The 14951-nt window shown below is 61.1% G+C and carries 10 protein-coding genes; 7 read left to right on the top strand and 3 right to left on the bottom strand.

The features are described from left to right. Nucleotides 1–45 precede the first annotated feature (45 nt). Nucleotides 46–1242, top strand: coding sequence for an Nramp family divalent metal transporter (locus DW925_RS07495; protein WP_055252163.1), 1197 nt, complete (start codon nucleotides 46–48; stop codon nucleotides 1240–1242). Between the two features lie 326 nt (nucleotides 1243–1568). Here DW925_RS07495 and DW925_RS07490 read toward each other — a convergent pair whose 3' ends face one another. Then, nucleotides 1569–3785: an acyltransferase family protein gene (locus DW925_RS07490; RefSeq protein ID WP_117630017.1), complete on the bottom strand. Its 2217-nt coding sequence runs from the start codon at nucleotides 3783–3785 to the stop codon at nucleotides 1569–1571. Nucleotides 3786–3972: 187 nt separating this feature from the next. Here DW925_RS07490 and DW925_RS07485 point away from each other — a divergent pair, with 187 nt between their 5' ends. The 5 genes from DW925_RS07485 to DW925_RS07465 all read left to right on the top strand — a co-directional run bounded on the left by DW925_RS07485 (nucleotide 3973) and on the right by DW925_RS07465 (nucleotide 9111). Beyond that, nucleotides 3973–4944, top strand: a complete 972-nt coding sequence (locus tag DW925_RS07485) for a ribokinase (protein ID WP_117583667.1) — start codon at nucleotides 3973–3975, stop codon at nucleotides 4942–4944. Between the two features lie 27 nt (nucleotides 4945–4971). Continuing rightward, complete coding sequence (locus DW925_RS07480; protein WP_117583666.1) at nucleotides 4972–5946, top strand: nucleoside hydrolase; 975 nt, start codon at nucleotides 4972–4974, stop codon at nucleotides 5944–5946. A 103-nt stretch (nucleotides 5947–6049) separates the two neighbouring features. Beyond that, nucleotides 6050–6538 (top strand): S-ribosylhomocysteine lyase, encoded by a 489-nt coding sequence (locus tag DW925_RS07475; RefSeq protein WP_117583665.1) that lies wholly within the window; start codon nucleotides 6050–6052, stop codon nucleotides 6536–6538. A 144-nt stretch (nucleotides 6539–6682) separates the two neighbouring features. After that, a complete protein-coding gene (locus DW925_RS07470; protein ID WP_117583664.1) occupies nucleotides 6683–7327 on the top strand; it encodes a DUF4867 family protein in 645 nt (214 codons plus the stop codon). Between the two features lie 353 nt (nucleotides 7328–7680). Beyond that, nucleotides 7681–9111 carry a 6-phospho-beta-glucosidase gene (locus DW925_RS07465; protein ID WP_117630016.1) on the top strand — a complete coding sequence of 477 codons (1431 nt, stop codon included), beginning with the start codon at nucleotides 7681–7683 and terminating at the stop codon, nucleotides 9109–9111. Between the two features lie 97 nt (nucleotides 9112–9208). Here DW925_RS07465 and DW925_RS07460 read toward each other — a convergent pair whose 3' ends face one another. Together DW925_RS07460 and mgtA are read right to left on the bottom strand one after the other, a co-directional pair. After that, the gene (locus DW925_RS07460; RefSeq protein WP_158565756.1) at nucleotides 9209–10474 is read right to left on the bottom strand and encodes an ATP-binding protein; all 1266 of its coding nucleotides are present in this window, start codon (nucleotides 10472–10474) and stop codon (nucleotides 9209–9211) included. A 383-nt stretch (nucleotides 10475–10857) separates the two neighbouring features. After that, nucleotides 10858–13626 carry a magnesium-translocating P-type ATPase gene (mgtA, locus tag DW925_RS07455; protein ID WP_117790721.1) on the bottom strand — a complete coding sequence of 923 codons (2769 nt, stop codon included), beginning with the start codon at nucleotides 13624–13626 and terminating at the stop codon, nucleotides 10858–10860. A gap of 436 nt (nucleotides 13627–14062) precedes the next feature. On the opposite strand from mgtA, the gene pyrE reads away from it, so the two are divergent. Continuing rightward, entirely contained in the window at nucleotides 14063–14746 is a 684-nt protein-coding gene (pyrE, locus tag DW925_RS07450) for an orotate phosphoribosyltransferase (RefSeq protein WP_117630014.1), read from the top strand. Nucleotides 14747–14951 lie beyond the last annotated feature (205 nt).

Below are 14951 nucleotides of genomic sequence, written 5' to 3'. Positions count from 1 at the left end.
TCGGGCACCAAGCAAAAGTTGACCATCGCGGCCATCTTTGGCGCTATGGGTCCCGGTCTGCTGGCGGCGCTTTCGGGCAATGACGCCGGCGGCATTGCAACGTATTCCAGCGCGGGCGCCAGCTATGGCTACAAGATGCTGTGGATGCTTCCCGTCATGACCGTGCTGCTCATCGTGACGCAGGAGACCGCGGCGCGCTGCGGCTGCGTCACGGGCAAGGGCCTGGCATCGCTCATTCGCGAGCGCTTTGGCGTGCGCAAGAGTGTACTTGCTATGGCGGCGCTGTTGATCGCCAACACGGCTGTGACCATTTCGGAGTTTGCGGGTATCGCCAGCGGCCTTGCTCTCTTTGGCGTGCCGGCGAGCATCTCGGTGCCGTTGGTGGCGCTGCTGGTGTGGATGCTTACCATGTCGGGTAGTTTCCAGCGCATCGAGAAGATTCTGCTGTTGGTAAGCTGCGTCTTCGTGACCTATATTGTCGCCGCGTTTATGGCTGGCCCCAACTGGGGTGAGGTCGCGGTCGACCTGGTCGTGCCTAACATTCAAAATGACCCCAGCTACGTGTCGCTCGTGGTCGCAACGATCGGTACCACCATCGCGCCGTGGATGATTTTCTTGGCGCAGAATAACGTGGTCGATAAGAATGCGGGCGAGGACGACATCGTGCTGCAGCGTATTGATACCGTGAGCGGCTCGATCGCTGCTGATATCATTGCGGGCTTTATTATCATCACGACCGGTACGGTGCTGTTCCCGGCGGGTATTCAGATTAGCGATGCTGCCGATGCTGCCCGCGCGCTGGAGCCTATTGCGGGTCAGTGGTCCACGGTGCTGTTTGCCTCGGGCCTGGTCGCGGCGAGCTTCTTGGCTGCTTGCGTGCTACCGGGCGTTACGTCGAGCGCTATCTGCGAGGCATTTGGCTGGGAGCGCGGTGCCGACCGCAGCTGGGACGAGGCCCCGGTCTATCGCGGCATCATTACGGCCATCATCGGTATCTCTGCCGTGCTGGTGCTTATGCCCGGCGTCGATCTGTTCCAGATTATGATGACCTCGCAGGTCATCAATGGCGTGCTACTGCCCGTGGTTCTGGTGTTCCAGGTGGTTATCGCCGCCGACCGTCACATTATGGGTGCCAACCGCAACGGCCGCGTGTGGAACGTGCTCACTTGGGCGACTATCGGCGTGATTACGGTGCTCACGGTCGTCATGTTTGTTCTGCAGGCGATGGGTTACAGCGCTTAGCGCCTCTTTTTGACTCCAAACAGGCCGCAGCGATGGGCTGCGGCCTGTTTTTTGCCTGTTATAGGGGGTTGGTAATATGCGAGTGGACAAAAAATGCCAAATATGAGTACTGTTGGGTAGCGCGCAGAGATGTGGTGTAAGAGGCGGGGCATTCCCCGCCTCTTACACCACATCTCTGCGCGCTACCTCGCGCGCTACCGCATGGGCGCCATTTTGGGTGGTTTTGCCTGCTACTAAAATGGTAACAGTACTCATATTTGCTCCTTTTTGTCCACGACCTCTTGGGGCCGGCTCGAAAAGAGTGATTTTGGGTTGTTTGCTGCGGGTTACTTGTCGGTGCCCAGCTTGTGCGGCTTGAGAGCGAGCGCATTGACGAGCGCGTCGGTGGCAGACTTGACGGCTGCCGGCTGCGGATCGTTGACGTGATCTTCGGGGTGCACGGGCAGGTCCTTCTTGACGGCATCGTGGATCAAGTTGAGGTACTCAGTCACGCCAGCGGTCGATAGGTGCGTGCCATCGCCATCGAACAGGTCGTTGCGGTTGGCGCTGTATCCGTACCAGTCGATAACGCGCACGTTCTTGTAGCGCGTAGCGGCGTTGGCGATGGCCTGGTTGGTAGAGCCAACCCACGGCTGCGGGCTGCGTGTGTTCACAAACACCACAATACGCTTATCTCCTGCATCGGCCATGATGGCGTCGATCTGATCGTCGGTTACCAAGCCGTTGGTGCCCAGCGCAAAGACCACGATCTTGCCGGCAAGGTTCTGTTGGAGATAGCCCTCAAATGTCGCGCGGCCCGCATCAAACTGGCGGCCCTTTTCGGCATCGATATGGCTGTGCGGGAACACGCCGTCAAAGGAATCAACGGCGCGCAGCGACACGGAGTCACCGATCATAAGCAAATCGTAGGAGCCATCGGGGAAGCCGTCGTTGTCCTTGTCGGTGTCGTCGGCCGCCTGTTGGTCGGCGGGCGCGGTGTTTTTGGCTTCCTTGTTGAGGACTTCGGCGCCCTCACCGCTCAGTGCGGAGGTCTCCGGCACAAAGATCAGGCCGCCCAGTGCAACGACCAACACGACAGCGCAGGTTGCGCAGACAGGGACGTGCGCGCGTGCCCAGTTGGCGGGCGTGGCGGTGCCGTCGCGGAACTCGGATACGGTGCGCTCAAAGGCGCCCTTTCTAAACGGCGTTTCGATAAAGCGATATGAGCATTCGGCCACGGCGACCACCACAAGTACCTGCAAGATGTACTGCCACCACGGTGTATCGTTGATGTTGGCGACCGGGTTCATGAGCAACAGCAGGGGATAGTGCCACAGGTAGATGCTGTACGAGCGCTTGCCAACCCACACGAGCGGCTCGGCGGACAGCGCGCGGGCAACCATTCCCTGGGGCTGCACGCAGGCCGCGATGACCATGAGCGTGAGGACCGAGCACAGCAGCGTGCCGCCGCGATACTGGAACGCGGTGTAGCCGTTGGTGAGCGCGACCATGGCGGCAAGGCCAACCAGACCCACGACGCCCAACACATCGATGGATGTGGGCGAGGACCAAAAGCGCACGAGGGTGCTCGGCTGTGCCGGGGCGGTCTCGGCTGATTCGTCGGCCTTCTCGCTAGGTTTGCCCTCGGCGTTCTTGTCGTGCTTGGCGGCGCCAGCCAGGCGATTGAGCCCCAAACGATGAGCGAGACGCACTGGCGCCAGGTCGCGATCGGGGATAAAGGCCATCCAGGCACCCAGCAGTAGCGAGAACACGCGGGTGTCGGTGCCGTAGTACACGCGGCTGGGGTCGGCGGCAGGGTTGTAAAGCACCATCATGGCGAGGGCAGATACCGCGGCAAGGCCCAGAACCAAGCGGCGCGTGTTGGGCTTGCTCACATGCATGGATACCATGGCAAACAGCAGTGGCGGCCAAATCAGGTAGAACTGTTCCTCGATGGCAAGCGACCAAAAGTGCGTGAGCGGCGAGGGGTCGCCCAGAGCATTGAAGTACGAGACGTTTTGGGCAATCTGCCACCAGTTGTTGAAGAACAGCAACGACGGCAGGATGTCGGGGCGCATCTTGGTGAGCATCACGTGGTTAAAGATGGTGCACAGCGCGCAGGTCACGAACACTACCGTTACCACGGCGGGGACCAGGCGACGGATGCGGCGAATCCAGAAGCTCTTGAGGTCGATGCGGCCGGTCTTAGCGACTTCGTTGAGTAGCAGGCGTGTGATCAGATAGCCCGAAAGCACAAAGAAGATCGTGACGCCGAGCAGACCGCCCTGCGCCCACGTGAGGTTGAGGTGATAGAGCACCACCGCGACGACGGCAAGCGTGCGTAGGCCGTCAAGGGCAGGGATGTAGCGGGACTTGGGGCGAGCGGGCGTCTGCTCCGCGGCGGGAGTGTTGGCGCGGCCCGCGTTGTTGGTAGAAGCGCGATGAGGGCTTGCGGTGCGTCGCGGCTCGTTGGTACGGCGTTCGCTCTTCACGCGTTCGTGCGGCGCCGGCTCGTTGCCTGTGCGGCGTCGACCGCGCGAGCCCGATTGCGAGAATTGTTCCATAAAACATCATCCAATGACGAGAATAATCAGCACGTATTTATTGTAGCTGCCTGCTCCTGTGAATGCTTGCTGCTGGCGCAAGCTCAAGCGTGCGTCCACATCAAAGTGAACTAAAGTTATAGGGGGTGCGAGGGCGCACAATCGATGGTCGACGGTGGGCATAAGGCCCGCAGATGAGGAGGTTTCCATGGCAGATCGCGACATCATTGCGGTGTTCGGCAGCATGAACATGGACCTTTCGGTGGCGTGCGAGCGCATGCCGCGTGCGGGCGAGACCGTCGGCGGCAGCGGGTTTATCACCAACGCCGGCGGTAAGGGCGCTAACCAGGCCGTTGCCGCCGCGCGCATGGGTGCGCGCACATGCATGATCGGCGCTGTTGGACGTGATACCTTTGGCGATGCGCTTGTGGCGGGGCTCCAGGATGCCGGCGTGAGTGTTGAGTTCGTGGCGCTTCGCGATGACGTGGAGACCGGCACCGCGACTATCATTCGCTGCGAGGGCGACAACCGCATCATACTGTCACCGGGCGCCAACCATGCGCTTGCGGGCGCGGACGTTGCCTGCGCGTTGAGGCGTCTGGTGGCCCATGAGCTCGACGGCGACGCCAGCGAGATTGCCCCGGCTGCCGGAAGCGTCTTTATCGCCCAGGGCGAATGTGACCTTGTGGCGACGGCCGAGGCGCTTGTTTGCGCTCACGAGCTGGGGTTCTATACGGTCTTTAATCCAGCGCCCGCCTGCGAGCTGCCTGCGGAGGTCTGGCCTGCGGTCGACCTGGTCTGCCCCAACGAGACCGAGTGCCAGGTGCTGACGGGCATTCTGCCCACGGATGATGCGAGTTGCGTCGCCGCGCTCAATGCGCTGCTCGACAAGGGCGCCGGGGCTGCGGTCATCACGCTAGGCGGTGCCGGCTCAGTTGCATTTGGCGATGACGGTGAGCTGCTGCGCATGCCGGCACTTTCGTGCGCGGTGGTCGATACGACGGCCGCGGGCGATACGTTTATTGGTGCGCTTGCGGCGGCTCGCCTGGAGGGCCTGCCGCTCTTTGAATGCATGGCCGCCGGCGCCCGTGCCTCGGCGGTGACGGTGTCGCGTTTGGGCGCGCAGCAGTCGATTCCCACGCGTGCCGAAGTTGGGCGCATGTTTGGTTTAGACGATTAGTACAAGACGGAGAAGCGGAGTAAAACAATGGCAACTAAGAAGCTGATCCTTGATCTGGATATGGGTGTGGACGATGCGATGGCGCTTGCCTATGCCATCGCGAGCCCCGAGGTGGAGCTCGTGGGCATCACCACATGCTTTGGCAACGTGCGCGTCGAGCAGTCGGCGCACAACTGCCTGGCGGTGCTCGACCTGTTGGGCCGTCCCGAGGTGCCGGTGTACCTGGGTGCCGACCGTCCTCTGCAAGCGACTGAGCCCTATACGCCGCCGGCGTCCACCGCGCTCATTCACGGCAAGAACGGCATCGGCGGCGCGAGCGTGCCCGCGTCGCCCTACGAGCCGGTGGGGGCGACCTCGGCCGACGGCAACGCTGCGGTCGATTATCTGATCGATGCCGCGCGCACCTATGGTCCCGATCTGGTCTACGTAGCGACTGGCCCGCTCTCCAACCTAGCGCTCGCCCTGGAGCGCGATGCGGCGGCGATGATGTCCATCGGCCGCGTGGTCGTGATGGGCGGCGCCCTTACCGTGCCCGGTAACGTGAGCGCGGGCGCCGAGGCCAACATGGCGAGCGACCCCGAGGCAGCCGACGCGGTGCTGCGCTCGGGCCGTAAGCTCACCATGGTGGGCCTGGACGTGACGCATCGCGTGGTGCTCACGCGCCGCGACATTGCCGGCTGGACGGGTTCGGGAACCATGGCCGGCTGCGCATTTGCGAGCATGGTCGAGCACTACATTGGTTCGTACGAGATGAACGCGTCCTACCTGGGCGGCTGCGCGCTGCACGATCCGCTGGCGGTTGCCGTGGCGATTGATCCCACGCTCGTGGGTGCGCTCGGCTGTAACCTGCGTGTTGACTTGCTGGGTGAGTATCGCGGCCGCACCATCTGCGATGAGCGCCGCGTGGCAGATCCCGACAAGAGCACACTCGTGGCGTTGACCGTCGATACCCCGCGCTTCCTGTCCGAGTTCAAGGCCCGTATGGCCCGTGTCCTTGGCTAAGTTGTCTTTTTGGGACGGGGCTTTTTTGACTGGTATGATTGGTGCGACCATTCGAACCAGCTAAAAGAGCCCCGTCCCAATTTGACTATCGAGAGGATCTGCCATGGAGCGCATCGCGAGCTTTTCCGTTGACCATCTGCTGCTTGAGCCCGGCGTGTACGTGAGCCGCATCGACCGCGATCCGGCGACCGGCGCCGCCGTCACCACCTTTGACCTACGCCTGACCACGCCCAACAAAGAGCCGGTCATGAACACGGCCGAGTGCCACACCATCGAGCACCTGGGCGCGACGTTCCTCCGCAATCATGCCGAGTGGTCGAGCCGCATTGTCTACTTTGGGCCCATGGGCTGCCGTACGGGCTTTTACCTGGTTGTCTTTGGTGAGCTGACGAGCGAGGAAATCTTGCCGCTCGTGCGCGAACTGTTCGAGTTTGTCGCCGGCTTTGAGGGCGATGTCCCCGGTGCCGCTCCCGAGGAGTGCGGTAACTACCTGGACCAGAACCTTCCCATGGCAAACTGGCTCGCGCGCCGCTACCTCGACCGCGATCTGGCCGATATCGATGAGAAGCACCTGCACTATCAGCAGGCATAAGAGCTTTATCGCCCAAAACGAGCGCATTGGGCGTCTTCGCTTATGCGGGGGCGCCTTTTTGTTGATTGGTCGGGACGAGCGTTCAAAATCGCTCATGTTTGTTCTAGAATGTTCGTATAGTCACATTTACAAACAGGAGTGAACATGCATATCTACTCTGTCAACGATCCCGAGTTCAAATCCTATGGCAACGTTTGGGATAACGTTCCGTCCGTGCTCACGTCGCCCGTGCTCGAGGCGCTCTCTGCCACGCCCATCCCCGAGGGCAGTAAGTACGTAGCAAGTGCGCCGGAGCTCGAGGGCGTCAAGGATGCCGACAAACTGGGCTTTCTCATGTTTGGCGGCCGCCCCTTCCAGCTCGGCTGGTGCAACGGCCACAACACACGCCTCAACTGCCTGGAGTATCACCGCGCCAGCGAGTTTAACCTGGGCGCCCGCGACTTTATCCTGCTCGTGGCGCATCGCTGGGAGATCGAGGACGGCAAGCTCGACACCGCGTGCGTCAAGGCGTTCCGCGTGCCGGCGGGCAAGGTCGTCGAGGTATTCAACACCACGCTTCACTACACGCCCTGCATGGTCGACGACGGCGGCTTCCAAGTGATGGTTGCGCTGCCGGCGGGTACCAACGGCCCGCGCCCCGAGGCGGCGGCCGACATGCCCGCGGCCGGCGACAGCTACTGCTACTGGAAGGCCGACAAGTGGGTCCTCTGCCACGCCGACAGCCCCAAAGCAGCCGAAGGCGGCTACGTAGGCCTCGTCGGCAAGAACCTCGACATCGCCTGCGACTAGAATCTTCCATCTCGATCTGTAACATCTAGCGGGCTAAATCGTCTCTACCTGTTACAGATTTAGACAAACTGAAGGGGCTGCCCGAAAAATCTCGATCTGTAACACCAGGCCCGGTTTTGGCTGCCTAACTGTTACAGATCGAGACAAACCGGGCCCAATCCGCCGCAAAGGTGCCTGTCCCCTTTGTGGTGGTTGGCGGTTTGGGCGGGCAGGTATCAAAAAGTGTCAGACGGGGGCGGCTGCCGGGCGTCTGTGCGCGAAAAGAAGTGCCGACCTGCGCCGTTGCCGTTGAGTGGCGCGCTGCTTACGGGGATACTGAAGCCACGACAAACAGCGTGTGAAAGGATCGATGCATGGCTTTCCGTAATGACTTCCTGTGGGGCGGCGCGACGGCTGCCAACCAGTGCGAGGGCGCGTACAACGTTGACGGTCGCGGCCTGGCCAACGTGGATGTGGCGCCGCACGGCCCGGAGCGTTACGCGGTGGTCTCCGGCCAGCGCAAGATGCTCGACTTCGAGGACGGCTATTACTATCCCGCGCAGACCGGCATCGATTTCTACCATCACTACAAGGAGGACATTGCCCTCTTTGCCGAGATGGGCTTTAAGACCTTCCGCATGAGCCTGGCCTGGACCCGTATCTTCCCCAACGGTGACGAGGCCGAGCCCAACGAGGCCGGCCTGGCCTTTTACGAGGACGTGTTCCGCGAGTGCCAGGCGCACGGCATCGAGCCGCTCGTGACCATCACGCACTTCGACTGCCCCGTCCACCTCATCAAGGAGTACGGCGGCTGGCGCAACCGCAAGCTCATCGACTTCTACAAGAACCTCGCGACCACGATCTTCACCCGCTACAAGGGCCTGGTGAAGTACTGGCTCACCTTCAACGAGATCAACATGATCCTTCACCTGCCGTTTATGGGTGCCGGCCTGGTCTTTGAGGAGGGCGAGAACAAGGAAGCCGTCGAGTACCTGGCCGCCCACAACGAGCTCGTCGCCAGCGCTTGGGCAACCAAGATCGCCCACGAGATCGACCCCGAGGTCAAGATCGGCTGCATGCTCGCCGCGGGCACCTACTATCCCTACAGCTGCCGTCCGGGCGATGTACGCCAGGCTCAGCTTGACAACCAGGACAATTACTTCTTCGTCGACGTCCAGAGCCGCGGTTACTACCCGGCCTATGCCGTCAAGAAACTCGAGCGCCTGGGCATCGATGTGGGCATGACCGACGAGGACCGCGAGGTCCTGGCTGCCAACACCGTCGACTTCATCAGCTTTAGTTACTACAGCACCCGTTGCTCTGCCGGTGCCGACAACCCCGATGTCAAGCGCACCCAGGGCAACGCCTTCGCCGGCGCCAAGAACCCCTACCTGCAGGAGAGCCAGTGGGGCTGGGCCATCGATCCGCTGGGCTTCCGCATCACCCTTAATGACCTGTACGACCGTTATCAGAAGCCGCTGTTTGTGGTTGAGAACGGTCTGGGTGCCAGGGATGTTGTCGAGGAGGATGGTTCTATCAACGACGACTACCGTATCGACTTCCTGCGTCAGCATATTGCCGCGATGCGCGATGCGGTGACCGAGGACGGCGTTGACCTGCTGGGCTACACCACCTGGGGCCCGATCGACCTGGTCTCGGCCGGTACGGGCGAGATGTCCAAGCGCTACGGCTTTATCTATGTGGACCGCGACGACGCCGGCAACGGCACCCTCAAGCGTTCCAAGAAGAAGAGCTTTGACTGGTACAAGAAGGTTATCGCCACCAACGGCGAAGATTTGGCCTAGGCGTTCTCAACAGCAATAGCATCCTAACCAAGGCGCCCGGCGAGCAGCCTATGCCCGTCGGGTGCCTTGTTAAAAGAAGTAAAAACTTGCAATTGCACTACGGCGCGAGCACATCCAGCGGAACAACTTGGACGCCGCGGTCAGTGACATAGGCTTGTGAACCAAATCCAATGATTACGACTTTCGAAACTGGCGGGTTGTTTCCGGCGGCAACCATACGCTTCTCGACAGCAATAAGGCTGTCAGACGCCTCTTCGATTTGGGCGGAGCTGAGCTTGATTTCGACCGGGATCCACGTTCCACCGGGAGCCGCAATGACTGCATCGACTTCTAGATCGCGAGAATCGTGATAGTGATAGAGGCCCATTCCATTTGCCTGCGCATAAACCCACAAATCATGAAGGGCCAACGATTCAAAAAGCAGCCCAAGCGTCTTGAAATCTAGCAGCAATGTCGCCGGAGTCGCTCCGAGCGCAGCGGCCGCCAGTGACGGATCAGCGAGATGATGCTTCTTCGATTCTCTTAAGTGCGCGGGAGATCTCATTGCGGGGTTCCATGCGGGAATATCGCGAACGAAACTAACCCGAGCGAGAAGGGATATATATGATGCCGCCGTTTGTCTCGATACTCCTCCACCAAGATCGGCTACGAGCGTCTTGAGTGTCGCCAAAGTGGATTCATTGCGCGCAAGCGATTCGATGACAGCTTTGACCTTTTCAGGGTCGCGGCGAGAGCCGTCGACACGAGACAAATCTTCTTCGGCGACTATGCCGATGTAACGTTTCGCCATCGCCGACGCAGCCAGCGCATCGCGACCGACCGCCGCGGGCCATCCGCCACGGACAACGTACTCGGCAATCGAGGCGGAATCCAGCGATCCGAAAGCGCCATTGAACTTTTCGCCAGAAATAATGCCCGACAGCTTAACCGCGCCGCTGGATTTCCCAAGCTCGAAAAGCGTCATGGTATCCATGCGCAATTTAGCGAACCTTCCAGCGCCACTGTGCATTGGACGTTCGTCGTCTCGCGGTGTCGCTGACCCCGTAAATATGAACTGACCAGGCTCGCCGCTGCGGTTGTCGCACTCAAACCGTGCCGCGTCCCAAAGTTTCGGAACCTCCTGCCACTCGTCAATCAGCCGCGGCACCTCGCCGGAAACGGCAAGAGCCGGGTCAGTCTCGGCACGCAAGCGATTCTCGAAGTTGCGGGACGGGTCCATGAGAAGGAGCCTGGACGCCGCACGGGTCTCGGCCGTGGTCGTCTTTCCGCACCATTTCGGTCCTTCGATGAGAACGGCGCCGAATATACCCAGCAGCTGGTCAAGCTCATTTTCGATAATTCTAGTGTAGTACTTCTTTGGCATAATTATCACCATTGTTTACCAGTACATTTAACCAAATATACAGTTACTATTTAACCAAATATCAATTCTTTGGTTAACCATATTTACGCATTTCAATTAACGAAACAGATTAAACATGTACTGTTTGAGTTGGCACTTGGGAAATCTCTCGCTGGGCAATCCGTTGCTACGGCTGAGGCCTCTTCGTCGAACCGACACCCCCGGCGAGCAACTTATGCCCGCCGGGCGCCTTGTTAAAAGAAGTGAAAGAAAGCAAAAGAAGTTAAAACTTGCAAAAGAAATTAAAGCGGGGGTGAGGGGCGTTTTTAGCTGTTTTGGGCCGCCGCGGCCAGCGGGGGCGGGTCGCGGCGGCCCAAACATCCTTGACGAGGGTGCCTGTGGAGTTACAGCAGTTCGCCGTGGCGGGCAATGTAGCGGCGCTTTGCCAGCTGAGTGAGCGCGATGTAGGCGGTGACGATGCCGATGAGCAGCGCGAAGAAGCTCGCCGGCAGCGGCAAGAGGCCGAGCGCATCGGCGATGGGGCTTGCCGGCAGCCAGGTGACGAGCGCCAGGCCCAGTACGGTGAGAACGCACAGCGCGGGCGCGGCGTGGTCGCGCGGGCTCGGCAGGCGCGGGGAGCGCAGCATGTGGATCACGAGCGTCTGCGACCACATGGACTCGACAAACCAGCCGCTCTGGAAGAGCGCCACAAAGGCCGCCATGCCTGCGGCGTTGCCCGTCCCGGCGAGCTCGGACCAGCTTGCGCCTACGGTGGCAGGGCACACCACAAAGAAGAGCGCGGCGAAGGTTACGATGTCAAACAGCGAGCTCACGGGACCCAACTCGAGCATAAAGCCCTTAATGGACGCGGCGTCCCAGGCGCGCGGACGGGCGGTCCAGGCGTCATCGACGGTGTCCCACGGCAGCGCGATACACACGATCTCGTAGACCAGCGACAGCAACACCAGCTGCAGGGCGCTCATGGGCAAAAACGGCAGGAACAGGCTCGCGACGGTCACGGACAGTACGTTGCCAAAGTTGGAGCTCACCGTGGTCTTGAGGTACTTGAGCAGGTTGCCGTAGGTGCGGCGGCCTTCGATGATGCCGCGCTCGAGCACGCCCAGGTCCTTCTGAAGCAAGATGATATCGGCGGATTCCTTGGCGATGTCGACGGCCGAATCGACCGAGATGCCGCAGTCGCTCGCGCGCATGGCGGCGGCGTCGTTGATGCCGTCGCCCATAAAGCCCACGGTGTGGCCGAGCAGCTCGCGCATGACGCGCACCAGACGCGCCTTCTGCAGCGGCGAGAGCTTGGCGAAGAGGTGGGTGTGCTCGGCGCGCTCGGCAAGCTCGGCGTCATCGAGCGCATCGATCTCGGAGCCCAGCAAGACATTGCTCGCGTCGATACCGATCTGCTCGCAGACGGTGGCGGCGACGCGATCGTTGTCGCCGGTCAGGACCTTGACCGCCACGCCCTTGGCCTCGAGGGTGGCGACGGCGCCCGCGGCACTCGCCTTGGGCGGATCGAGGAAGGCCAAAAAGCCCATCAGCACCATGTCGCACTCGTCGGCGATGCCAAACTCACCCACGCAGCGCGGATTGGTCTTTTGCGCCACGGCGATCACGCGCAGGCCCTCGGCATTGAGTTCGGCGACTTGCTTGCGAATCTGGGCGAGCTTATTTTCGCTGAGCGGCTGGGCGACACAGTCAACCTCGACAAAGGAGCAAATCTCGAGCATTTCCTCGGCAGCTCCCTTGGTAACCATCTGGGTTTTGCCCTGGGCGTCGGCGACGACTACGCTCAGGCGACGGCGTGAGAAATCGAAGGGCACCTCGTCGACCTTGGTATAGCGGTCGCGCAGGCTCTGGCCCAGCGTGGAGTCGGGCGCGACAGTCGAGGGCGTCACGTCGGCACGGTCGATGACGGCCAGGTCGATAAGGTTTTTGAGGCCGGTCTGGAAGAAGCTGTTCAAAAACGCATGGCGCAGCACGCGTGCGTCCTCGTTGCCGTCAGTGTTGAGATAGCGCTCGAGCACGATGCGGTCTTCGGTGAGGGTGCCGGTCTTGTCACAGCACAGGACATCCATGGCACCGAGGTTTTGGATCGCCGGCAGCTCCTTGACGATAACCTGGCGGCGGGCGAGGTCCTTGGCGCCCTGCGACAGGCTCGTGGTCACGATGACGGGAAGCATCTGCGGCGTGATGCCCACGGCCACGCTCGTGGCGAACAGCAGCGCGTCGATGACGCTGCCCTTGGTGGCGGCGTTGATGGCAAAGACGGCCGGCGCCATAACGAGCATGAGGCGTACGAGCAGCATGGAGACGCTCGAGACGCCGCGGTCAAACGCGCTCTTCTCGCCGCGCCCGTTGAGCATCTTGGCGATGCCGCCCAGGTAGGTGTCCGAGCCGGTGGCAACGACAAGTGCTATAGCGGTGCCGTTTTGCACGGAGGTGCCGGTAAAGACGATGTTTTTGCAGGCAGAGAGCGGCAGCGCGGGGCTGCCGGCACCCTCGGCGACGGTGATGGCAGCGGTCTTTTCGACGGCCTCGCTCTCGCCGGTGAGTGCGGACTCGATCACAAACAGGTCGCGCGCGGTGATGATGCGGGCATCGGCCGGCACCATATCGCCGGCAGAGAGACGGATTACATCGCCGGGGACGAGATCGTCAAAGGGGATCTCGATACGCTCGCCGTCGCGCAGGGCACAGCAGGTGTTGGAGACCAGGTCCTTGAGGGCCTCGGCCGCATTGCCGCTGCGAGCCTCCTGGATAAACTTCATGCTGCCCGATACCAGCAGCATGATGCCGATGACGATGACCGTGGAGGGATCGCGCTGGGGCTCGGGTACGGCGAGCACGTCGATGTAGAGCGAGACCAGCGCGAGCGCGGCGAGGATGCCGGCGAAGGGATCGATGAACGCGTCGGCGATGCGGCGGGCGAGCGTCTTGGTCGGCGCCTCGATGGTGTTGGGGCCGGCGGCGTCCAGGCGCTCGGCGGCGTGCTCGGCAGTGAGTCCGTTTGCCGTGGCGTTAAGCAGTACGAGAGTGTCCTCAGCACAATGGGTGGCGGCGAATATGGTGTTCTTGGGCAGGCCGGCGTGGGCGGCAGGGCGCGCCGTGCGGCGGCGCTTGGAGATAGCTTCGAGTACCGTAGCGGTTTTGAGCATCAGCATAGGGTCCTCCTTGTTGAAGGGAGTTAGCGTACGTGTCGTATTTGCTTCAAAAAACCTAGATGTCGCTCACGTCAAGCTCGCGAACCGCCACAAAGGGGACAGGCACCTTTGTGGCGGTTTTGACGATCGGTTCGTGACGCTTATGCGAATACGGAATCCTCGCGGCGTGCCGAGGGCGACATGCAGGTTTTTCGACTATGACTGCCTTCCATGGCACACCTCCTTATGGACGGGCGCAGCGCGCTTTGGGTATCTCGTACCCGTTTTAATCCGCCCGTATTCTTGATGAGGGGGTTTGTCGTGTCAACCCCTTTGTTTGGAAAACCATTGCCCCTGACAAAGCCTTTACAGAATGCCGAGGCCCCAAAGCGCGCCCGCAACGCGCCCTGCCTGCGCTAAACTGGAAGGCACGTACGCGATTACGAGAGGAGCCCGCATGGAGGCTTACAAGCAAGAGTTCATCAAGTTCATGGTCGAGTCCGACGTTCTTAAGTTCGGTAGCTTTACGCTCAAGAGTGGCCGTCAGTCCCCGTTCTTTATGAACGCTGGCGCTTACGTGACGGGCTATCAGCTCAAGAAGCTGGGCGAGTATTACGCCCAGGCCATCCACGATAACTTTGGCGACGACTTCGATGTGCTGTTTGGACCGGCCTACAAGGGTATTCCGCTGGCCGTCGTGACCGCAATTGCCTACCACGAGCTGTACGGCAAGGAGGTCAAGTACTGCTGCGACCGCAAGGAGGCCAAGGACCACGGCGCCGATAAGGGCAACCTGCTGGGCTATGAGCCCCAGGACGGCGACCGCGTGGTCATGGTCGAGGACGTCACCACCAGCGGTAAGTCCATCGACGAGACCTATCCCAAGGTTAAGGCTGCTGCCGATGTCGAGATCAAGGGCCTCATCGTGTCCCTCAACCGCATGGAGGTCGGCAAGGGTGGCGTGACCACCGCGCAGAAGGAGATCGAGGCCAAGTACGGTTTCCCCGTCGCGAGCATCGTTTCCATGGCCGAGGTCGTCGAGACCCTCTACAACCACGAGATCGACGGTAAGGTCGTCATCGATGACGAGCTCAAGGCCGCCATCGACGCCTACTACGAGCAGTACGGAGCTCGGGAGTAGGTAGTTACGCGGGTTTACCAACCCGCGTAACCAGTTGACGCTGCAAACCCGCCAGAGCGGCAATCTGCCTTTCAACTGCGGCGGCATGACCAGAAGGTCAATGCCGCCTCGTTTCAAGGCACCTTGCTCGCTCTGGTGCCCGCTCGCTCATATGACCCAATCCGCTGTCAAGGGCCACAATGGCCCCGCCGACCGCTTGCAATCG

This window comes from Collinsella sp. AM43-1 (assembly GCF_003467925.1).
Lineage (GTDB): Bacteria > Actinomycetota > Coriobacteriia > Coriobacteriales > Coriobacteriaceae > Collinsella.
The sequence above is the reverse complement of the archived record's forward strand: the minus strand, read 5'-3'. Positions and strand labels throughout refer to the sequence as shown.

Bases quoted from the DNA above. Each gene is read 5' to 3' on its own strand.
- DW925_RS07495 (WP_055252163.1), top strand. From the start codon at position 46: ATGGGTCCCGGTCTGCTGGCGGCGCTTTCGGGCAATGACGCCGGCGGC.
- DW925_RS07490 (WP_117630017.1), bottom strand. From the start codon at position 3,785: ATGGAACAATTCTCGCAATCGGGCTCGCGCGGTCGACGCCGCACAGGC.
- DW925_RS07485 (WP_117583667.1), top strand. From the start codon at position 3,973: ATGGCAGATCGCGACATCATTGCGGTGTTCGGCAGCATGAACATGGAC.
- DW925_RS07480 (WP_117583666.1), top strand. From the start codon at position 4,972: ATGGCAACTAAGAAGCTGATCCTTGATCTGGATATGGGTGTGGACGAT.
- DW925_RS07475 (WP_117583665.1), top strand. From the start codon at position 6,050: ATGGAGCGCATCGCGAGCTTTTCCGTTGACCATCTGCTGCTTGAGCCC.
- DW925_RS07470 (WP_117583664.1), top strand. From the start codon at position 6,683: ATGCATATCTACTCTGTCAACGATCCCGAGTTCAAATCCTATGGCAAC.
- DW925_RS07465 (WP_117630016.1), top strand. From the start codon at position 7,681: ATGGCTTTCCGTAATGACTTCCTGTGGGGCGGCGCGACGGCTGCCAAC.
- DW925_RS07460 (WP_158565756.1), bottom strand. From the start codon at position 10,474: ATGCCAAAGAAGTACTACACTAGAATTATCGAAAATGAGCTTGACCAG.
- mgtA (WP_117790721.1), bottom strand. From the start codon at position 13,626: ATGCTGATGCTCAAAACCGCTACGGTACTCGAAGCTATCTCCAAGCGC.
- pyrE (WP_117630014.1), top strand. From the start codon at position 14,063: ATGGAGGCTTACAAGCAAGAGTTCATCAAGTTCATGGTCGAGTCCGAC.